The sequence below is a fragment of the Candidatus Thermokryptus mobilis genome, assembly GCF_900070205.1.
GTDB classification, from domain to species: Bacteria; Bacteroidota; Ignavibacteria; order Kryptoniales; family Kryptoniaceae; genus Kryptonium; species Kryptonium mobile.
Window position 1 is genome coordinate 1 of record NZ_FAOO01000004.1, and the last position, 21733, is coordinate 21733.

Here is a 21733-nt window from a genome sequence, read left to right on the forward strand (position 1 = left end):
AAGTGGCTTTATCAACCTGAACGCAACATTGTTGACAAGTGATAACTCAGAGTCGATGCTTGGCTTTATATACTTTTATGGCACAAAAGGTTCTGAGTATTGGTATTATTCATCTTCTCTTTTTTTAAAAGTTCAATTTTACTTTTGAACCTTTTCCTTGCTTTCAACGATGAGGGTAACTGGTCCATCGTTTGTGATTTCAACCACCATCATAGCTCTAAAGACACCAGTTTTTACTTTTTCTTCACCGATTAATTGCTTTAAATAATCAACAAATTTGTTGTAAAGTGTCTCCGCTTGTTCTGGTTTTGATGCTTGTGTGAAATCAGGTCTATTGCCGTATCTTGTGTCACCATATAGTGTGAATTGAGAAACGACAAGGGCTTCACCGTTTATGTCCTTTACAGAAAAATTCATCCGTCTGTTCTCATCGTCAAAAATTCTCAAATTTGCACATTTGTTTGCGAGATATTTTGCGTCCTCTTCAGTGTCGTCGTTTTTTACGCCAAGGAGAATCAAAATTCCCTTTCCTATTTGGCTGTGAATTTTACCGTCAATTAAAACGCTACTGCGATTAACCCTTTGCACTACAGCTCTCATTTCAGATTGACTTTTATTTTTGCAACTCTTTCTATACCGAGATAATCTTTGAAAATTTCTATTTTCTCATATCCTCTTGATTTAAAAATATCAATGACTTTTTCGGATTGACCATAGGACATTTCAACTATGATATGTCCACCATCGTAAATTATATCTCTACCTATGTCAGCAATCCTCCTGTAAAACTTGAGACCATCATTTCCATCTGTAAGAGCTATTAACGGCTCAAAATTTTTCACCTCTTCCTGAAGTTTATCAAGTTCATCACCGGGAATGTAAGGAGGATTGGAAACCGCGATGTTGAACTTCCCCCCAAGGCGATCAAAAAGATTATCGTCAAATATATCAGCAATGAGGAAGTTTATGTTTTTGACATCGTTTGATATGGAATTTTCTCTGGCGACTTCAATTGCTTTTTCGGATAAATCAATTCCTGTTACGAAAACCTTATCCCCGAGAAATTTTGCGATGCTTATGGCTATGTTCCCGCTTCCAGTGCCAATGTCAAGAACCTTAACAACCTCGGAAGTGGTAAAATTTTTATTTATCGTCTCAATTGCTTTCTCAACGAGAATTTCAGTTTCAGGTCTTGGAATTAAAACATCTGGTGTGACTTTAAACTTAATGCCCATGAACTCAGTTTCGCCAAGTATATATTGAAGTGGTTCTTTTTTTAATCTTCTTTTAATCATCTCCTTTAAGGTTTCAATTTCACTTTTTGAGAGTGGTCTTTCAAAGTCAACATAAAGGTCAACCCTTCTGCAATTCAAGATATGGCAAAGCATAAGTTCAATCGTTAATCTTGCTTCGTCAATCCCCTTTGATTTAAAATACTGCGTCCCCCAGTTTATTATGTCAATTATGCGCCATGTTTTCATTTCTGTTTGGCTCATTTTTTCAGGTCACTTAAAATTTTTAAAATTCTTGCTGTATGTGAACCGCTCCAGTAAATTTTCCCACAGTTCGGGCATTTGTAAAACTCATCAAAGGATTTAGCGGTCTCCTCTGGGATCAAATCAATGACGCTTGACTTATCAACTTCAACTATCTCTGTGTTGCAAATTGAACATCTTGAGAATAAATTTGTCTGTGTGTCAAGGTTTAAATTTTTTATGATCTCGTTCAATTGTTCTTTAAATTTTTCTGACTTGACGATGTAAAAATTTTTGATATCATTTTCCTCAATTATTCTTTTGCTTCTCGTGAGAAAGATTCTATCTTCTGTCTTTGCGATTTTGACGAGCTCTTTCAAAGGTAATTTAGGATCGTAAATCGTATCATAGCCGAGGAGTCGTAGCCATCGTGCGAGTTTGCCGAGCATGATATCGGCGACGAATTTCATGCTGACGGTGACTTTATTTTTCAAATAAAATAAAAAACTAACCGAGTTTTTGCAATTAATGGCGAGGAAAACACACAAAACAGCTGTTGTGATAATTCCACCTGCAGAACTGTGGCAACCGATACAGAGAATAAGAGAGAAATATGACAGACAATTCAGAAGGTGGATGCCTCATATAACGATGATTTATCCTTTTAGACCGATTGATGAGTTTGAATTTCTCTATAAAAAATTTATTGAGGTTTGCAGAGAAGTTGAGCCGTTTTATGTTACGCTTTCAAAGTTTAATTACTTTCAACATCGTGGTGAAAGTTATACAATATGGCTTGAACCTCAACCGGTAGATGAGATCGTGAATCTGCAGGAAAGATTGCAAAGCGTTGTTCCGGATTGTGATGATGTTAGAAAATTCAAGGGCGGATTTACTCCACATTTGAGCGTTGGGCAAGTCAGGGGTAGGGAAGAGCTTAAAAAGTTGGTGGTTGAATTGCAACAGATGTGGGTTCCATTGAAGTTTGAAGTTGGTTCAATTTTTATGATTTGGCGCAATGACCCGCCAGATGATGTTTTTAGAGTTTGGAGAGATGTGAAATTTAGATGTTGATTTTGTTTGTTTTTGTTGATAATTTTCATCAAAAAAAGGATAAAACAATGGAAACGACAATAGTTGAGATTAAAGCACGTGAAATTCTTGATTCAAGAGGAAATCCAACGATTGAGGTTGATGTTTACCTGGAATCCGGAGCTATTGGCAGGGCAGCTGTTCCAAGCGGTGCATCAACTGGGGAAAACGAGGCGCTTGAGCTCAGAGATAATGACGAGAAGAGATATTTTGGAAAAGGGGTTTTAAAGGCGGTTGAAAATGTCAATAACATAATTGCAGATGAATTAGAGGGATGGGATGCACTTGATCAAGTTGGGATTGATAGGTTTTTAATTCAACTTGATGGGACGGCGAATAAATCACGACTTGGAGCAAATGCCATTCTTGGCGTGTCGCTTGCTGTTGCAAAAGCTGCAGCAAATCATCTCGGCTTACCACTTTACAGATATATAGGTGGGGTAAATGCAAAGGTTTTGCCAGTTCCTTTGATGAACATATTGAATGGTGGAAAGCACGCAGATAACAATGTTGATATACAGGAGTTCATGATAGTTCCTGTAAATGCGCCGTCCTTTTCTGAGGCTTTGAGAATGGGAGTTGAGGTTTTTCATTCACTTAAATCTGTATTGAAATCAAAGGGATATAACACTGCTGTTGGAGACGAAGGCGGTTTCGCACCAAATTTGAAATCAAATGTTGAAGCGATTGAGGTTATACTTGAAGCGATTGAGAAATCGGGATATAAATCGGGAGTAGATATTTTTCTTGCGCTTGACTGTGCAGCGAGCGAATTTTATAAAAACGGGAAATATATTTTCTTTAAGTCGGACAAAAGCGAGAAAACTTCTGAGCAAATGGTAAAGTTTTATGAGGAACTTGTGAGACAATATCCAATTGTATCAATTGAAGATGGTATGTCTGAACACGATTGGGAGGGATGGAAAATGTTAACCGAATCCCTTGGTGAAAAGATTCAACTTGTTGGTGATGATATCTTTGTCACGAACATTGAGATATTTTCAAAAGGAATTGAAAAGGGGATCGCTAATTCAATATTGATAAAGTTGAACCAAATTGGAACTTTAACTGAGACGCTTGACTGTATTGAACTTGCAAAGCGAAATGGTTACACTGCAGTGATAAGTCATAGGTCTGGAGAAACAGAAGATACGACAATAGCTGATCTCGTCGTTGGAACGAATGCTGGTCAAATAAAAACTGGATCAGCTTCAAGGACAGATAGAATTGCTAAGTACAATCAACTGCTTCGCATTGAGGAAGAACTTGGTGAGGATGCTGTTTTTGCTGGAGTGGCTGTTTTTAAAAATAGGTTAAGAGTTTGAAAATTTTTGAACGATTTTATCTTTTAAAAAACAAAGGAGAGGAATAAAATTGGCTCAAGATATCAAGAAATGGGCTTTAATTCTCGGTTCATCAAGCGGATTTGGTGCAGCTACAGCGATTGAGCTGTCAAGAAATGGTTATAATATCTTTGGTGTTCATCTTGACAGAGCAGCTACTATGCCAAATGTTGAGAGAGTTATTGAACAAATTAAATCAAATGGTGTTGAAGTTGAATTTTTCAATGTCAATGCAGCTGATCACGAGAAAAGGAAAGAGGTTCTTGATGTGATTGAGAGAAAATTTCAGAATGAGCCATCAATGATAAAAGTTGTTCTTCATTCACTTGCTTTTGGGACTTTAAGACCTTATATCGCTGAAAATCCCGATGATCAGGTAACGCCTAAGCAAATGGAGATGACGCTTGATGTTATGGCGCATAGTTTGGTCTATTGGGTTCAAGATTTATTTCATAGGAAATTGATAGGGAAGGGGACGAGAATTTTTGCAATGACAAGCGAGGGTTCAACAAGGGTTTGGGCTTATTATGGACCGGTTTCAGCAGCAAAAGCTGCTCTTGAATCACATATAAGACAGCTTGCGTTTGAGCTTGCAAAGTATGGAATAACCGTAAATGGCATAAGGGCTGGCGTCACAGATACTCCAGCTTTGAGGAAAATTCCAGGAAATGAGCAGATGATTGAGTATTCCTTGAAGAGGAATCCCTCTGGGAGATTAACCACACCTGAGGATGTTGCGAAGGCAATAGTTCATTTGAGCCATGATGATATGCAATGGGTGACAGGGAACATAATCGGTGTTGATGGTGGGGAGTTCATAGCGGGTTAATTTAAAAGGCGGGCGTGAAAGCCCGCCTATTTTTTTAAATCATCTTTTCTACATTTAAAACGAATGCGTGTAATCCTTCCTCTTCAAACCTTGAATTGAGAACCTCAATCGCTTCAATGAGCATTTCTACTTTTTCATCTGGAACAACAGTAAAGATTAAAGTGTTAATTTCTGGCCATACATGAGTTCCAAGATGTGGTTCTCCTTTATTTGAGCCCTGACCATAGACATCAGTGATCTTGGTGTAACCGCGAATATCTGAATCTTCAAAAATTTTCAAAACTTCGTCTTCAAGGGCTTGATTTAGAACGAGCAAAATTAACTTCATTTAACCTCCAAGCTTTTTCTTTCAAAAATTGAGTAAATCGTTGGGACGAGGACTAGAGTTATAAGAGTTGAGACGGTTAAACCGCCAAGCATAACTATCCCGAGTGGGCGCCAGAGTTCCGAGCCCTCGCCTCTGAAAAGCGCAAGTGGAAGTGTTCCAAGTATCGTTGTGAAAGTTGTCATCAAAACCGGACGCAAACGAGCTCTACCTGCATTGACGATAGCATCAAATAAACCGTATCCGCGAGCTCTCAAAAGATTTGTGTAATCAACTAATACTATTGCATTGTTAACGACTATACCAACGAGCATTATAAGACCCATAAATGCTGTCAATCCAAATGGAACGCCGAAAATCAAAAGTCCGAGTACAACTCCAGTGAAAGCAAATGGAACGGAAAACATTATGACAAATGGATGAAGTAGCGATTCAAATTGAGATGCCATTATCATATAAGTCAGAATAACTCCAAGTATTAAAACTTGGAAAAGGTCTGAGAAAGCTTTTGCTTGTTCTTCTACTTGACCTGCAAATCTTATTTCAACACCAGGAGGTATATCCATTTTTTGAATTCTTTTTTGTAGGTCATTTACGACATCGCCAAGGGCGCGACCCTCAACATTTGCCCCAACAGGGATAATTCTTTGTCTATCGCGTCTTTGAATTTCAATCGGTGAAAATGTATCGTAAATTCTTGCGACATCTTTAACCTTAACAATGTTCCCAGAGAAAGTTTTTATGGGTATGTTGCTTAGGTATGAGATGCTGTTTCTTATGTCTGAGCCGGGTTGAATTGTGATGTCGTATTCATCCCCAAGCTCTTTATATGATGTTGCTTTAAGTCCGTAGATGTTTGCTCTTATCGTTGAAGCTATGATAGCGGTGTTAAGTCCAAGAGCTGCGCTTTTTTGTTTATCAACTTCAATTCTAATTTCTGGTGCAAGTCCACTTCTTCCTATTTGAACATCTTTTGCCCCCGGGATTTTTTCAAGTTCAAACTTTATTTGTTCGGCGACTTTTGAAGTTAAATTCAAGTCGTATCCGACGACTTCAACTGTGAGTGGTTTGCCACCGCCAAACAAAAGCGCCTGAAAGTCCGAGCCACGCGAAATTTCAAACTTTTCAATCCCTGGAATGAACTTCACTCTTTCTCTTATCCTCGCTCCAAGTTCTTGAGCTGAAACACCTCTCTCTTTGAACGGAACAAGCCGAGCTCCAACCGTTACAACATTGTTTCCCTCAACTTGTCCCGTAATAGTTGCGAATCCTTGTTCGGTCGTGCCAGCACGCATAAAAACATATTTACGCCATTTCGCTGGAATTTCCTCAAGAACTATCCTCTGAATTTCTTCTCCAACTTTTATCGTTTCTTCAATTCTTGTTCCAACTGGTAGTTGAGCTACAACCTGAATCTGTCCTGTATCACTTGCGGGAAAGAATTCAAAACCAACAAATCTAAAGCCAACGAAGGAAAGGACAAAAAGCAAAATTGCAGTTAAAATTATAATTCTTCTATGTTTTAATGCCCAAGATATTAGCCCCCCATAGAAGTTTTCAATCGTTTTAAATAATTTCTCGCTCCTCTCAAAAAGGTTTGCCAAAAATCGGTTTCTTATTCTCTCTTGAGGTTTCAGCCATCTTGAAGCAAGCATAGGAGTTAATGTAAGGGAGGCGATAAGTGAGGTTAGAACCATAACTGTGACAAGGTAGCCAAGTTCTTTGAAAAGAAAACCAGCAATACCAGTGAGAAACGCAAGCGGTAAAAATACCGCTATATTCGTAAACGATGATGCTGTAATCGCAAGACCAATTTCATTTGATGCGATCACAGAGGCGGTTTTTGGATTTTCTCCTCTTTCAATATGTCTTGTTATGTTTTCAAGGACAACAATTGCGTTATCAACAACTATTCCGACGGCAATAGCAAGGGAAGAAAGTGAGATAAGGTTAATTGTACCGCCGATCAAATACAAAACTATGAAAGCGACTATCAAAGAAAATGGAATTGTGAGGATTATTATCAAACTTGCTCTAATTTTCCTTAAAAACAGCATAACTATAAGAATTACAAACACGGCACCATATATGACTGCCCGACTTAGATTTCTGATTGAGTTTTTGATAAATTCTGATGAATCAAATGCTATGTTCAAAACCACATCTTTCGGAAGGGTGCGTTGAATTCGTGGCAGTGCTTTTTTAACGGCATCAACAACTTCAATGGTGTTTGCCGTTGCCTGTTTCTGAATGAAAAGTAAAACTCCTGGGATATTATTAATTTTTACATCTATTGTTTGTTCCTTAATGGTGTCAACCACATCTGCAACATCTCTCAAATAAACAAGAGCCCCTTGAAAATTCCCGATCACAGTTGATTTGATTTCATCAATTGACCTGAATTCACCCGGCACACGAACATTATATTCTTTCATCCCAACTTTTATAATCCCGGCAGGTAGCCCAAGATTTTCACTTTGAAGAACTTGTGCTATTTGAGGGATTGTTAAATTGTATGCCTCAAGCTTTTTGGGGTCAACTTTTATCAAGATTTCCCTTTGAGGACCTCCTATGGCAAAAACAGCACCCACTCCCGGTACTTGTCTTAACGGTTGAGCAATTTTATCCTCAATAATTTTATTTATTCCTGGAAAACTTTCAGACGAATTGATACCTATCATCATAACAGGTAAAGTTGATGTGCTAAACTTAAAAATTGATGGTTCTTCAGCGTCATCTGGTAATCTTCGTTTAACTCTGTCAATTGCATCGCGAATGTCATTTGTCGCCTCTGCTATATCTGTTCCCCAATTAAATGTAACTGTTATGATTGAGATGTTATCCTTTGAGCTTGATGTTACCTTTGAGACATTGTTTATAGTGCTTACTTGTTCCTCAATTAATTTTGTGACTTTTTGCTCAACATCTTCTGCTGAGGCTCCAGGATAGATTGTCACAACGCTTATAGCTGGTGGCTCAAGTTTTGGGAGCAAATCAACCGCAAGGCGCAAAAATGCAAATGCCCCAATGACAGCCAAGGCAAGATAAAACATTAAAGTTGTCACAGGTCTGCTTACGGAAAGTTTTGATAAACTCATCTTTTAAAACCTCCTTTTTTTATTCAATAATTTTTACTTTCATTCCATCGGCTAACTTTGTCTGACCAGTTATGACGACAATATCATCTTCATTTACACCGCTTAAAACTTCAATCTCACCGTCAAACTTTCGCCCAATCGTTATATTTCTTCTCCTTGCCGTATCGCTTTTTAAAACAAAAACATAATTCACATTTGACCCTGGCAATGGAACAACAGCGGACTCTGGTATTATCACCCCCTGACCTTGACCAACTTTTATTTTAACTCTGGCGAACATCCCCGGTCTTAACAAAAATCCTGGGTTTGGGACTTCAACCTCGGCGGTAAATGTTCTGGTGATTGAACTAAGTGCAGGATTTTTCTGAACGACTTTACCGAGAAAGACCTTATCTGGATAAGCATCAACTTGTACCTCAGCTGGCTGGTTTAACTTTATCAGTGGGAAGTCCTTTTCAGCGATGCTTAATTTTATTTTGACAATGTCAATTCTCATTAAAGTAACTATCCCAGGTCCACCGCCTGCCCCAGGCATAAGGGTGAAAACCTCTCCTTCGTTCATAAGCTTTTCCGTAACTATACCGTCAAAAGGTGCGCGAATCTGTGTGTTTGAAAGCATCAATTCATAAGACGCTTTTGCGCTTTCATAATTTGCTTTTGCTCTTTCAAGTTGTTGCTCAGGGATTGAGCCGATTTCAAAAAGCGATCTCATGCGATTATAATCAGATTGTGCAAGTTCAAATTGAATTTTTGCCTGTGTCAATTGTTGTGTGTTCATTTGAACGAGAATTTGACCCTGTTTCACAAAATCACCCTCATTGACATAAATTTTCTCAATCGTCCCGGACATCTGAGCTCCTATTCTGGCTTTCTGGTATGGCTCAACCGTTCCAGCATATTCAAGGATGATATCGTAGGTTTTTTTCTGAGCTTTTGCAATCTTAACAGGTACGACTTCATCATCAATTGTATTGTTTAAATTTTCATTCTTTGATGCGCATCCGAAAGTAAAAATTAAGCCAGCAATTAAAATTATAGGTAAAATTAACTTTTTCATCTTTTCCTCCATTAATGGTTTGTTTTACCGATTAATTTTTCAAAATCACTTATTGCGATCAAATAGTCATAAATTGCTTGCAGGTAGTTCAAACGTGCTTGTGCGAGATTGACCTCGGCGTTGCTTACTTCAAGTTGTGTTCCGACACCGCTTTCAAATCTTTTTCTTGCGATTTTATACCCAAGTTCAGCAAGTTCAACAGCTTTTCTTTGTGATTCAATTCTGCGCCTAGATTGTTCAATTTTGTAGATGGTGCTTTTAAGCTCGTTTTCAAGTGCCTGCTTTGTGAAGTTTAACCTCTCAATCGCCTGTTGAAGTGATGCCCTTGCCTGATCAACTCTTGCTTGCGTCCCGAAACCATTGAAGATCGGTATCTGAATTTGTAAACCGATAAATGTTGTTCTTATCCAACGATATTGATTGAAGTTGAAATCATTTGCTTGAGCTTGATATTGAAAATTTCCTGTCAAAAATAGCGCTGGGAGATGACCAGAAACCTCAAGTGAAACAATTTCACGTGAGAGCTCAACTGATAACTCGGCTTGCTTTAAATCTGGGTTGTTCTCATAAAGCTCTTTTAAGGAGCTCTCATAATCAATGGCGATTAAACTGTCAACTTTCATCTCACCCTCAATTTCAATTTCTTCTTTGACATCAATCCCAAGCACAAGTTTCAAAGCGTTTTTCGCAAGTTCAAGGTTATTTTCAGCTTGAATTAGTAAGGGTTGAAGGTTTTGATACTGAACTTGTGCGTTGATGTAGTCATATTCAGATGCTATCCCTTGACGATACATCTTCTCAACATTCTTTAAATTATCTTCAGCAAGGTCAACCCTCATCTTTGTTATCTTGTAGTTTTCTCTTGCGAGGAGAGCTCCGTAGAACGCTTTTTTAACATCTGAAACTGTCTTCAAAGTGATAGCTTTATATGATTGTTCGGCTATGGATTTAGCTTTGGCAGCAGACCTTATCCCAGCATAGATATTCCAGGAAAAGACAGGCATTTGCAAAGAAATTGCACCGAGATATGAATTATCAAATCCGATCTCAATGACGCCACCTGTCATCCTTCCAAAAGGTGAATCGGGTGGAAGAAAAAGCACTGGCTTTTTCAAATACCTTGAATAACTTCCAGAGGCGTTTATCCTTGGAATCAACCCAGACCTTGCTTCAACGAGTTTTTCGTCCGACTTTAAAATTTCAAGCTGTGCTAATTTAACCTGATTGCTGTTCTCAAGTGCGATTTTAATGGCGTCTTCAAGCGTGAGAACCGTTCTTTGGGCTAACAAAGAAAGTGGTAAAAAAATTAACAAAATTAGTTTTCTCATTTTTCGGCTTCTTTTTTATTTTTTGAAATCCCATCAAATATGATTTCAAGAATTGAGTCAACTATTCTCTCGGGGGAAGCATCCGAGACCTCATCAATCAAACAACCGTATATAACATCCCTTAACATCCCGTTAAAAGCCATGATGACGAGGTTTGGATCGATGTTTTTGAGGTTTCCACTTTTTATGTCGGCTTTGATTATGTCCGTTAAAATTTTTGAGATATGTGATAACCTCTGAAGGACATAATTTCTTGTTGACTCTTTTTCATCCGATTCCATCTGCATAATCGCTTGTATCATGACATTAAAAGAGAATTTACTTTCGATCAAGAAGAATTTGATGAGTTCGAGGGCGTAGAATCTCAACCTATCTCTTGCATTTCCTCTTAATCTTTTCGCTTCATCAGCGAGCGATTGAACCCTATCAAAAAGATTCGTCAGGATTTCATTAAATAGTTGTTTTTTGCTTTTGAAGTAAGAATAGATAGCCCCTTTGCTAAACTGGGCTTGTTCAGCTATTTCCTCCATTGTTGTGTCTTTATAACCCTTTGTGCCGAAGAGATGCAGAGCAGCTTCAATTATTTCTTGTTTATGCCTTTCCTTGAGGATTTCTCTTCTTTTTGATTTCGCCAACTTTCAGCCGTTTTTATTTTTGTTTGACTCAATATAATACTTTTTGACCAAAAAGTCAAATTTTGACTAATTAGTTCATCTTGATTTTATTTTTTCTGTTTTTTAAATTGAAAAACGAATTTCCGCATAAAAATTAATTTACAAATCATGAAATATCTTGAGGATACAATTGTGGCTATTTCAACTGCGATTGGGGAAGCTGCGATTTCGGTAATAAGGATAAGCGGGAAGGATGCTATAAAAGTTGCCGATAGAGTTTTTGTTGGGAAGAGGAAGCTTGCTGATGTTAAAACGCACACTGCTCACTATGGTAAGATAGTTGATAAAAATGGTGATGTTGTGGATTATGTTGTTGCGACTGTTTTCAAGGCACCAAATTCTTATACTGGTGAAGATACGGTTGAAATAAGTTGTCATGGAGGGATATTGGTCACAAGAAAAGTTCTTGAGACGGTTCTTGAAGCTGGGGCACGACTTGCTCAACCGGGTGAGTTTACAAAGAGGGCGTTCTTAAATGGGAAGATTGATCTATCACAGGCGGAGGCGGTAGCTGACCTTATAAGGTCGGCAACGGAGCTTGCTTATCAAAGCTCGCTTTCTCAACTTGAAGGAGCTCTTTCAAGAAAGATAAGAAAGATGAGAGAAGATCTTATAAATCTTTGTTCTCTTGTTGAACTTGAGCTTGATTTCGCTGATGAAGACCTTGAATTTGTTGACAAAGCACAGCTTGCTGAAAAGATAAAAGACGTAATAGGTGAGATAGATGAGTTGATTGAGACATTCAGATTTGGAAAGATTTATCGCGAGGGAATAAAAGTTGTCATCGCAGGGAAGCCCAACGCTGGTAAATCAAGTTTGTTGAACGCGCTTTTAAATGAGAATAGAGCAATCGTGAGCGAAATCCCTGGGACTACAAGAGATGTAATTGAGGAGAGTTTGAACATTGAAGGTGTTCTTTTTAGAATCGTTGATACAGCTGGTTTAAGGGAGACATTTGATATAGTTGAACGCGAAGGCGTGAGAAGAACCGAAGAACAGCTTAAAAAGGCGGATATGATTTTACTTGTCATTGACTCAACAGATGAAATAAATGAAGAAGATGTGAGGATTTATCATCGTGTTTTAAATTTTGCCGTGGATGAATCAAAAAGATGTATAATTGTTTTCAATAAAGTTGATTTGCTTGATGGCAAGAGACCGAATATGAAGATAATGGTTGATTTTCCTGTTGTTTATATTTCGGCATTAACTGGATTTGGGCTTGAGAAATTGAAAAAGCTTATGGTTGAGCAATCGTTTTTGGGTATGACTCGGACAGAGTCAAGCGTTGTCGTCACCAATGTAAGACATAGAGATGCGCTTTTGAGAGCTAAACAAAGTTTGATTTATGCTTTAAGGTCACTTGAGCAGGGTATGAGTGGAGACCTTGTAGCGGTTGATTTAAGGGCTGGATTGAATCATCTCGGCGAGATAATAGGCGAAGTTACAACGGATGATATTTTGAACAACATATTTTCAAAGTTTTGCATCGGGAAGTGAAAAAGTGTTTCACGTGAAACATTTTAAAACAAAGTGAATTGAAAAAATGGTGATAAATCCAACAATAGATGAAATTTACGATGTGATAGTCGTCGGTGGAGGGCATGCTGGGATTGAAGCTGCCCTTGCTTCAGCAAGAATGGGAATGAAAACACTTTTGATGACGATGGATATAACCGCAATCGGTCGTATGTCCTGCAATCCTGCTGTTGGAGGAACAGCTAAGGGACATCTCGTTCGCGAAATTGATGCCCTTGGTGGGGAAATAGGTAAAATAGCTGATGCAACAGCAATACAGTATAGAGTTTTGAATAAATCAAAGGGACCAGCTGTTTGGTCGCTTAGGACTCAAAATGACAGGGAACAGTATTCCATTGAAGCAAGAAGAAGGGTTGAGGCGCAAGAAGGGCTTGACATAATGCAAGATATGGTGACGGAAATCTTTGTTGAGAATGGGAAAGTTGTCGGTGTGAGAACAGGGCTTGATATAAAGATCGCCTGCAAGGCGCTTATAATAGCGGCTGGGACTTTTTTAAACGGGAAAATGTACACAGGGCTTGTGAGTAGGGTTGGAGGGAGATTTGGTGAGCCAGCAGCAACAGGTTTAACTGAATGTTTGGAGAAGCTTGGTTTTGTTAGCGGAAGGTTGAAAACTGGAACTCCACCCAGGATTGATGCCAGGACAGTTGATTATTCAAAGGTTCAAATTGAACCAGGAGACCCTGATGCAGAGCCGTTTTCCTTTCAAACGAAGGAAATCATAAAGGATCAAATTCCTTGTTATTTAACCTATACAAATGAAGAGACGCACAGAATTCTTGAGAAGGGCTTTGATAGGTCACCCCTCTTTACGGGGTTAATTAAGGGTCGTGGTCCAAGATATTGTCCGTCTATAGAGGACAAAGTTTATAGATTCAGGGATAAAGAGAGACATCAAATTTTCCTTGAACCAGAGGGGAAAAACACGCATGTTATGTATGTAAATGGTTTTTCAACGAGCTTGCCTGTTGAGATCCAACTTGAAGGATTAAAAAGTATCTCAGGGCTTGAAAATGTTAAAATGCTCCGTCCTGGTTATGCTGTTGAATATGATTTTTTCCCGCCACATCAGCTCAAATTGACGCTTGAGACGAAGCTTGTTGAGGGTCTTTATTTTGCGGGGCAGATAAATGGAACATCGGGTTATGAGGAAGCAGCTGCTCAGGGGATAATGGCAGGCATAAATGCTGCTTTGAAAATCAAGGGCGAAGGTGAGTTCGTTTTGAAGAGAAGCGAAGCATATATTGGTGTTTTGATAGATGATTTGATAAATAAGGGAACAGATGAACCATACAGGATGTTTACATCAAGAGCGGAATATCGTCTTATGTTAAGACAAGACAATGCAGATAGGCGTTTGATGAAGTATGGATATAAGTTTGGTCTTATACCAAGCGATGTGTATCAAAGATTGATAGAAAAAGAAGAATTGATAAAAGAGGGGCTTTATTTCATCAAAAATAGAAGCGTCAAACCAAGCGAAGTTAATTCATATCTTGAGAGAATTGGGTCAAAACCAATTGAGCAACCGGAAAAACTTGAACAAATAGTAAAACGTCCTGAGGTAAATATCGCTGAACTTTTTGAACTTGAAGCGTTTAAGTCAGATAACACCTTGCAAAAGCTTTTAAGACGAAAAGACGCTTTGAGACAGGTTGAGATTGAAATAAAATATGAGGGTTATATTCAAAGACAACTTGAAGAGATAGAGAGGTTTGAAAAGTATGAGGCGATTGAAATCCCGGAGGATTTTGATTATACAAAAGTCAAATCTCTTTCAAGCGAAGCGAGGGAGAAGCTGATGCGGGTAAGACCCCGCTCAATTGGGCAAGCATCAAGAATTTCAGGTGTTTCCCCGGCTGATATATCGGTTTTGATGGTTTATTTGAAGGGTTAAAAGTGTTTCACGTGAAACACTTTGTAAAGCAAAATTTTTTGTTAAATGGATTTTGAGGATTTCGTAAGTGTGTGCGATATAAACGGTTTAAAGATTAAGAATGAGCAAGGCGAGCTTCTAAAAAGATATGTTGATTTATTGATTGAATGGAATTCAAGGGTTAATCTTATATCGCGCAAAGAGGAAGATGTATGGGGTAGACATATATTACATTGTGTTTCTCCGCTTTTTAAAATCTCTATAAAGCCAAACGCTTACATTCTTGACCTTGGGACGGGGGGAGGACTTCCTGGAATACCTTGGGCAATTTTAAATGAGAGTGCAAACTTTCTCTTGTTGGATGGGACGAAGAAAAAAATTGATGCTGTTTCTAACATTGTGAAAGAACTTGGGCTTGAAAATGTCAAAACACTTTGGGGAAGAGCTGAAAACATCGGAAAGATGGATGAGTATAAAAATAGGTTTGATTATGTTATCTGTAGAGCGGTTGCTGATTTAAAAACGCTCGTTAAATGGAGTTTTAATTTTTTGTCAAAATTCTCAAAAAAGTTCTTGGAGAATACATCCGAAGGATATTATCTTCATTCAGGCTGTTTAATCGCCTTTAAAGGCGGTGATGTTAAATATGAAATTGAAGATGCGCTTAAAACTAAACTTGTTTCTGGAGTTGAGGTGATAGATTTGAATTTTAAAGGATTTGAAAAGGTAGGGCTTGAAGATAAAAAAGTTGTTCTTTTGAAATTAACAACAAAAAGGGATTAATATGGCGAAATCAGGGAAGGAATTGTTTGATGAACTTTTAAATTTGACAACCGAGCAAAGAAACCCAGCGAGTATGGATATTGATTCTAAATCAACGATTGAGATTTTAAAGATAATAAACGATGAGGATAAGAAAGTTCCATATGCTGTTGAGAAGGAAATACCTTACATTGCTCAAGCCGTTGAACTTGTCGTTCAAGCATTTAAAAGGGGAGGTAGATTAATTTATGTTGGAGCTGGAACAAGCGGTCGTCTTGGTATTCTTGATGCAGCTGAATGTCCACCAACATTTGGAACAGACCCGGAGATGGTTCAGGGGATAATCGCTGGTGGTCCTGAGGCGGTTTTCAGGGCACAGGAAGGCGCAGAGGATAGCGAGGAAAATGGGGCAAGGGATATTGAGGCAAAAAATGTTAATGAAAAAGATGTCGTTTGCGGAATTGCAGCAAGCAGAAGAACACCTTATGTTGTAGGAGCGGTTAAAAGAGCAAAGGAACTCGGGGCTAAGACGATATTTATTACGACAAACCCTAGGAGTCAGTTTAATTATCCATTCGTTGATGTTGCTATATGTCCCGAAGTTGGTCCGGAGGTTATTATGGGGTCAACGAGGATGAAATCCGGAACAGCTCAAAAGTTGGTTTTAAATATGATTTCAACCACTGCGATGATTCGTCTTGGAAAGGTTTATGAGAATCTCATGGTTGATCTTCAAATGACAAGCGAGAAATTGAAGGAAAGAGCGAAAAGGGTAGTGATGATTGTTACAGGGGTTGATTATAAAACGGCAGAAAAATATCTTATTGAAGCTGGCGGTCACGCTAAAACTGCAATTGTGATGATTAAAACCGGTTGTTCAGCTGAAGAGGCGAGAGAAAGGTTAAAAAGAGCAGATGGTTTTGTGAGGGCAGCAATTGAAGGTAAAATATTGGTCAGTGAGGATAACAGTGTTGAAGGAAAGGATTCTTAACATAGATGGATTTAAAAAACTTGACGATTTCCTTTTTAGTGATGCTGAAAGGGTGAATTTGAAAAATGTCGCTGGCTCGTTGTTTAGTTTCATTGTTGCGTTTTTATTTGAGAAGTTAAGAGATAATGTCTTCGTTGTGGTTCAAGATGAAGAGTTTGGAAGGAAAATAGCTGACGATATTAATTTTATCGCTGGGGAAGATGTTGTTTTTGAGTTTATCCCGGATGAAGATATGTTAGTGGACGATATTGATGTAATGAAATTAAAGCTCTCTTTTGAAATTTTTCGCGGGCGTAAAATCTTCTTAACTACTGCAAAGCATATTCAGGAAAGAATTCTTGTTAGTAAAGAAATTAACAGTATGTCTTTTCGTTTGAGGGTTGGTGAAAAAGTAGATTATGATGAGTTCATATCGTACCTAATCAGCAATGGTTTTGAAAAAAAGAGATATGTTGAGGCTAGGGGGGATTATAGCATAAGGGGAAGTATAATTGATGTCTTTGGGTTTACGGGGGAATTACCACTAAGGATTGAAATTTTTGATAATGAGGTCGTTTCAATAAGGGAGTTTGATGTCTTTACGCAAAGGTCTATTCGTTTGCTCTCCGAGGCAATTGTCGTTCCGAAGCTAAATGGAACGGGGTTTGAAGCCGTAGAGATGTATAAGATGTTCAGTGATTCAGTTTGTGTTATTGAAGATATTGAACTGATCTCAAGGGAAATTGATGAAGGTGTGTTTGGTGAGATGAAATTTAAAAAATTTATCAATGTGGTTCGTTTTGCAACTGATGAAATTTATGAGGATGAAATTGATTTCTTCGCGAAGCGACAACCGTTTTTCAATAGCAGTATGACATTATTTTCTGATGAGATTTACAAATTGCTTAAGGATGGATACGAGGTTTTTTTGCTTTGCGAAGGAGAGGAACAAATGTCAAGAATGAGGGAATTGCTTGAGGAAATTCTCGGTTTTGAAAATGTTATGATGCTTCGTTTTTACCCAAGGTCTTTGAATTTTGGTTTTATCGGGATGAGGGATAAGGTTGCTGTTTTAACTGAACACGAGGTTTTCAACAGAGTTAAGCCGAGGAATTTTTTAAAGTCAAGGAAATTTAGGGGGATAACGCTTCACGAGCTTAATATGTTAAAGCCAGGTGATTATGTTGTTCACATTGATTTTGGGATTGGGCGATTTGCTGGGCTTCAGAGGATAAAGATAAATGGTGTTGAGCAAGAAGTTGTTCGGCTTGAATATGCGGATGACGGAGTTTTATATGTGAATTTAAACTATATAAACAGGATAAAGAAATATCGGGGGGAGGAAGGGGTTGTCCCCAAATTGAACCGCCTTGGCTCAAATGAATGGGAAAAATTGAAAGAGAAAACAAAGGACAGCATTAAAAAATTTGCGAGGGATTTAATTTGGCTATATGCGAAGAGAAGTTATGTTAAGGGCTTTAAGTTTTCACCTGATAACATCTTGCAAAAGGAAATGGAGGCGTCCTTTATTTACGAAGATACACCTGATCAGAGGAAAGCAACAATTGAAGTTAAGCAAGATATGGAAAGCGATAAACCAATGGATAGGTTGATATGTGGAGATGTCGGTTTTGGTAAAACGGAGGTTGCGATCCGGGCTTCTTTTAAAGCGGTTCTTGATAAAAAACAAGTAGCGGTGCTTGTCCCAACTACGATCCTAGCCCATCAGCATTATAAAACCTTCAGCGAAAGATTAAAAAATTATCCAGTCAGGATTGAAGTTCTATCCCGTCTTGTCCCGAAAGGAAAGCAATTGAAAATAATTGATGATTTAGCTAAGGGTGAGGTAGATATAATCATTGGGACGCACAGATTGCTTTCAAATGATGTTAAATTTAAAGACCTTGGATTGCTTATTATTGATGAGGAGCATAGGTTTGGAGTTGAGGCGAAAGAGAAATTAAGGAAGATTAAAGTAAATGTTGACACTTTGACCTTGAGTGCAACACCTATACCGAGGACCCTTTACTTTTCGCTTATGGGAGCGAGGGATATGTCGATAATTAATACTCCACCTCCAAATCGTCTCCCAATAATTACGAAAATAATAAGTATTGATTCGCCGAAGTTCAAGGATATCGTCAAAGAGGCAATTTATCACGAGATAAGTCGTGGAGGACAAGTTTATTTCGTCGTGGATAAGATCTCAGAAATAGAGTTGATAGCGAAATTCTTGAGGGAAATGATCCCAGATTTAAGATTTGATGTTGTTCACGGGAAGATGAAACCATCAGCTATTGAAAAGGTCATGCTTAAATTTCTTGATGGGAAGTTTGATCTGTTGATTTCAACTAAAATAATTGAAGCTGGGATTGATATTCCGAATGTCAACACTATTTTCATTTACAATGCGCATACATTTGGGCTTGCTGAAATATATCAACTTCGCGGGAGGGTTGGGCGCTCAAATAGACAGGCATATGCGTATCTTTTGATACCACCGGTTGAAGTTATTGGGACAAATGCTATCAGAAGATTGTTAGCGATTGAGGAATTTACAGAACTCGGTTCTGGTTTAAATCTAGCGTTGAAGGATATGGAAATTCGTGGAATAGGAAATTTATTTGGTAAGGAGCAAACTGGATTTATAAATTCAGTTGGGTTTGATGTGTATTGTAGGATTCTTGAAGAGGCGGTTGCAGAATTGAAGGAGCAAGAATTTAAAGATATGTTCAGAGATGAAAAAAAGATGAAGAAGAAATTTGACGCTGTTGTTTCGGTTGACATCAGTGCTTTCATACCCGAGTATTATGTTGATTCTGATTCGGAAAGATTTGAATTTTACCAACGACTTTATGAGACAAAAGATTTTGAGACAATTGATCAGATTAGGGATGAACTTGAAGATAGGTTTGGTAAACTACCAGAAGAGGTTGAAAATTTGCTTTGTGTTTCCAAGATAAAATTTTTGGCTGAAAAAGTTGGAATTCAAAGGGTGGAAATAAGTAGGGAAGCGGTACGCATTGTACTTATTGAAGGGATTTTAAACGAAGTTAGTTTTAAAACGCTCATTGATGTTTTATCAAAGAGTGCAAGTGTAAAATTTGAAAAGAAAGGGAATGAATTGTCTTTAAAGTTTAAAGGTTCATCTTCAGCCAAGCAGAACATGTTGAGGTTTCTTGATATCCTTGAAGAATTGTCAGGAAATTTTTCTTATTATGAGGGAAACTTTACCACCTATCCATAAATTTTTGTCATCCTCGTTAAAGCTTAAAGTTTCATAACCCCTTGCTGATGGGACAAGATATATTTTGCCATGCTCTGATTTGAAGTATCGTATAAATGCATTGTTTTCGGTAACTGCAAATACGATGTCTCCGTTTTCTATTTTTGTATCCTGTTTGATTATAGCGATGTCATTTTTAAAAATTCCGACTTTTTGCATACCGTCATCTGGAACTATAACTGCAAAAGAACTTGGGTGGTCAAACATTTTGGAGTCAATTTTTACCGTGCCGATTAAATTTGTGAACATAAGAAGTGGATTTTTTGAGTTAAATTTTGATATGAGCGGTATCTCTTTGATGTCATTTTCCTCTTTAAGCATTATGTCCTTGGGTGTGATATTTCTTGATTTTCCGTTAACTTTTTCTATGTAGCCTTTTTTCTCAAGCGATTTTAAAATTGTGTAAACCGCGTTCGTTGATTTGAATTTAAATTCTTCACATATCTCACGGACGGTTGGCGGTTTTAAATTTTTTGAGATGTAATCCCTTATGAATTCAAGTATTTGGTTTTGTCTTTCCGTTAAGGGTCTCATTCGCTATGCTTTTCATTTGTTTAGTTTACTCGTTAATATACTGAACATTTGTTCAAAAATCAAGAAGGGGTTAATTATTTTAAAAAAGGTGTGTTTTGTGAAAGGAAAATAACGCCTTTTGGGTTAGGTATATCCAATCCCTCTTGATAAATAAGTTTAAAGACATATATTTAAAGTGCAGTGGTAGATTGTGGTGAATTGTGGAAGAAAAATAAAGGACCCCCTGTGTCATCGTTTAAAGGAAGTTACAGATATGCGGTTGATGAGAAGGGCAGGGTGAGCATCCCCGCCCGGATGAGGAAATATCTATCGCCAGAAGCGAACGAGACCTTTGTTATAACGAGAGGGACGGAGACTTGTCTTTTTCTTTTTCCGCTTGATGAGTGGGAGAAGCTTGAAAATAGATTGAAAGAGTTGAATACTTTTAATCCTGAACATCGGTTTTTGATAAGGGTTCTTCTTATGTGGGCTGTAGAAGTGACTCTTGATAATCAGTCAAGGATTATGATACCGCGGAACTTGTTGGAGTTTGCAAAAATAGAGAAAGAGGTTTTGATGATCGGGACACTTGATAAAATTGAGATTTGGAATCCAGACATATATGAGCAGTACATTGCTTCTCAGCCAGAAAATTATGAGAAGGTTGTAGAAAAAGTTTTGGGTATGAAATGAACCAGGGAGTGTTTCACATACCGGTGATGGTTGATGAGGTAATTAGATATTTGATAACAAAGGAGGATGGGATTTACATTGATGGGACAATTGGTGGTGGAGGACATAGTGAAGAGATTTTGAAAAGAACAAAGTGCAAAGTGATTGGATTTGATATTGACCCGGAGGCGATTAAATTTGCTCAGGAGCGTTTGAAGCCATTTGGCGAAAGAGTTATAATTTTGCGCCGAAATTACGCTCAAGTTAAGGAAGCATTGGCTGAGTTGGGTGTAAGCAAGGTGTCGGGATTTTTGCTTGACCTTGGGGTTTCGTCTTTTCAACTTGATTACGGCGGTGGTTTTAGCTTTAGATTTGATGAAAAACTTGATATGAGGATGGACAGGGCTTCTGATTTGACGGCTGAACGAATTTTGAATGAGTTTTCGGAAGAAGACATTGCTTTGATAATTCGTTTTTTCGGAGAGGAGCGAAGGGCGAAGTTGATAGCGCGAGAAATAGTTAGGTATCGGCAGAGGAAAAAAATAGAAAGAACCAGCGAACTCGTGAAATTGATTGATAAGGTTGTGCCAAGGAAATATAGATTAAAAACTTTGGCGAGAGTTTTTCAAGCGTTGAGGATAGCAGTAAATAAAGAACTTGACAATCTTAAGGTTGCCCTTGATTCATCGGTTGATATCCTGGAGAAGGGCGGAAGAATTGTCGTGATTTCATATCACTCACTTGAGGATAGAATTGTTAAGTCATTTTTCAAATCAAATGAGAAGATAAGGAACTTGACGAAAAAGCCGGTGGCGCCAAAGGAGGAGGAGATCAGGTTGAACCCTCGTTCAAGGAGTGCTAAATTGAGAGCGGGAGAAAAGATAACGGAGTGAA

19 protein-coding genes are annotated in these 21733 nt (G+C 38.1%); 10 read left to right on the forward strand and 9 right to left on the reverse strand.

The features are described 5' to 3' along the window. Positions 1-138: 138 nt before the first annotated feature. The 3 genes from dtd to FKZ43_RS03200 are packed head-to-tail and all read right to left on the reverse strand — an operon-like array spanning position 139 to position 1969. On the reverse strand, positions 139-600 hold the full coding sequence (gene dtd / locus FKZ43_RS03190) for a D-aminoacyl-tRNA deacylase (RefSeq protein WP_140944440.1): 462 nt from the start codon (positions 598-600) through the stop codon (positions 139-141). Then, positions 597-1496, reverse strand: coding sequence for a peptide chain release factor N(5)-glutamine methyltransferase (gene prmC, locus FKZ43_RS03195; protein ID WP_140944441.1), 900 nt, complete (start codon positions 1494-1496; stop codon positions 597-599). Before prmC ends, dtd begins: the two co-directional genes overlap by 4 nt. Then, on the reverse strand, positions 1493-1969 hold the full coding sequence (locus FKZ43_RS03200; RefSeq protein WP_140944442.1) for a Mut7-C RNAse domain-containing protein: 477 nt from the start codon (positions 1967-1969) through the stop codon (positions 1493-1495). Before FKZ43_RS03200 ends, prmC begins: the two co-directional genes overlap by 4 nt. Positions 1970-2003: 34 nt before the next feature. On the opposite strand from FKZ43_RS03200, the gene FKZ43_RS03205 reads away from it, so the two are divergent. Genes FKZ43_RS03205 through FKZ43_RS03215 form a run of 3 tightly spaced genes read left to right on the forward strand, consistent with a single transcriptional unit; the run spans position 2004 to position 4739 of the window. Further along, positions 2004-2549: a 2'-5' RNA ligase family protein gene (locus FKZ43_RS03205; RefSeq protein WP_140944443.1), complete on the forward strand. Its 546-nt coding sequence runs from the start codon at positions 2004-2006 to the stop codon at positions 2547-2549. 47 nt (positions 2550-2596) lie between these two features. Next, entirely contained in the window at positions 2597-3892 is a 1296-nt protein-coding gene (eno, locus tag FKZ43_RS03210) for a phosphopyruvate hydratase (protein ID WP_140944444.1), read from the forward strand. Between the two features lie 43 nt (positions 3893-3935). Beyond that, positions 3936-4739: an enoyl-ACP reductase FabI gene (locus tag FKZ43_RS03215; protein ID WP_419951029.1), complete on the forward strand. Its 804-nt coding sequence runs from the start codon at positions 3936-3938 to the stop codon at positions 4737-4739. Between the two features lie 34 nt (positions 4740-4773). Here FKZ43_RS03215 and FKZ43_RS03220 read toward each other — a convergent pair whose 3' ends face one another. From FKZ43_RS03220 to FKZ43_RS03240, 5 genes are read right to left on the reverse strand one after another with little or no spacing between them, the layout of a single operon-like run. Next, the gene (locus FKZ43_RS03220) at positions 4774-5067 is read right to left on the reverse strand and encodes a PG0541 family transporter-associated protein (RefSeq protein ID WP_140944446.1); all 294 of its coding nucleotides are present in this window, start codon (positions 5065-5067) and stop codon (positions 4774-4776) included. Next, a complete protein-coding gene (locus tag FKZ43_RS03225) occupies positions 5064-8162 on the reverse strand; it encodes an efflux RND transporter permease subunit (RefSeq protein ID WP_140944447.1) in 3099 nt (1032 codons plus the stop codon). Before FKZ43_RS03225 ends, FKZ43_RS03220 begins: the two co-directional genes overlap by 4 nt. Positions 8163-8181: 19 nt before the next feature. Then, positions 8182-9219 carry an efflux RND transporter periplasmic adaptor subunit gene (locus FKZ43_RS03230; RefSeq protein WP_181180232.1) on the reverse strand — a complete coding sequence of 346 codons (1038 nt, stop codon included), beginning with the start codon at positions 9217-9219 and terminating at the stop codon, positions 8182-8184. Positions 9220-9230: 11 nt separating this feature from the next. Beyond that, positions 9231-10547, reverse strand: coding sequence for a TolC family protein (locus FKZ43_RS03235; protein ID WP_140944449.1), 1317 nt, complete (start codon positions 10545-10547; stop codon positions 9231-9233). Next, positions 10544-11182: a TetR/AcrR family transcriptional regulator gene (locus FKZ43_RS03240; RefSeq protein ID WP_140944450.1), complete on the reverse strand. Its 639-nt coding sequence runs from the start codon at positions 11180-11182 to the stop codon at positions 10544-10546. The genes FKZ43_RS03235 and FKZ43_RS03240 overlap by 4 nt, the downstream gene beginning before the upstream one ends. A gap of 147 nt (positions 11183-11329) precedes the next feature. On the opposite strand from FKZ43_RS03240, the gene mnmE reads away from it, so the two are divergent. From mnmE to mfd, 5 genes are read left to right on the forward strand one after another with little or no spacing between them, the layout of a single operon-like run. Then, complete coding sequence (mnmE, locus tag FKZ43_RS03245) at positions 11330-12721, forward strand: tRNA uridine-5-carboxymethylaminomethyl(34) synthesis GTPase MnmE (RefSeq protein WP_140944451.1); 1392 nt, start codon at positions 11330-11332, stop codon at positions 12719-12721. 46 nt (positions 12722-12767) lie between these two features. Then, the gene (gene mnmG, locus FKZ43_RS03250) at positions 12768-14657 is read left to right on the forward strand and encodes a tRNA uridine-5-carboxymethylaminomethyl(34) synthesis enzyme MnmG (RefSeq protein WP_181180233.1); all 1890 of its coding nucleotides are present in this window, start codon (positions 12768-12770) and stop codon (positions 14655-14657) included. 45 nt (positions 14658-14702) lie between these two features. Then, the gene (gene rsmG, locus FKZ43_RS03255; protein ID WP_140944452.1) at positions 14703-15419 is read left to right on the forward strand and encodes a 16S rRNA (guanine(527)-N(7))-methyltransferase RsmG; all 717 of its coding nucleotides are present in this window, start codon (positions 14703-14705) and stop codon (positions 15417-15419) included. Position 15420: 1 nt separating this feature from the next. After that, positions 15421-16389 carry an N-acetylmuramic acid 6-phosphate etherase gene (gene murQ / locus FKZ43_RS03260; RefSeq protein ID WP_140944453.1) on the forward strand — a complete coding sequence of 323 codons (969 nt, stop codon included), beginning with the start codon at positions 15421-15423 and terminating at the stop codon, positions 16387-16389. After that, complete coding sequence (gene mfd / locus FKZ43_RS03265; RefSeq protein WP_140944454.1) at positions 16334-19615, forward strand: transcription-repair coupling factor; 3282 nt, start codon at positions 16334-16336, stop codon at positions 19613-19615. Before murQ ends, mfd begins: the two co-directional genes overlap by 56 nt. Here mfd and lexA read toward each other — a convergent pair. Beyond that, a complete protein-coding gene (gene lexA / locus FKZ43_RS03270) occupies positions 19568-20188 on the reverse strand; it encodes a transcriptional repressor LexA (RefSeq protein ID WP_140944455.1) in 621 nt (206 codons plus the stop codon). The genes mfd and lexA overlap by 48 nt on opposite strands. A gap of 225 nt (positions 20189-20413) precedes the next feature. On the opposite strand from lexA, the gene mraZ reads away from it, so the two are divergent. Together mraZ and rsmH are read left to right on the forward strand one after the other, a co-directional pair. Continuing rightward, on the forward strand, positions 20414-20860 hold the full coding sequence (gene mraZ, locus FKZ43_RS03275; protein ID WP_140944456.1) for a division/cell wall cluster transcriptional repressor MraZ: 447 nt from the start codon (positions 20414-20416) through the stop codon (positions 20858-20860). Then, on the forward strand, positions 20857-21732 hold the full coding sequence (rsmH, locus tag FKZ43_RS03280) for a 16S rRNA (cytosine(1402)-N(4))-methyltransferase RsmH (RefSeq protein WP_140944457.1): 876 nt from the start codon (positions 20857-20859) through the stop codon (positions 21730-21732). The genes mraZ and rsmH overlap by 4 nt, the downstream gene beginning before the upstream one ends. The last annotated feature ends 1 nt before the right edge of the window (position 21733 follow it).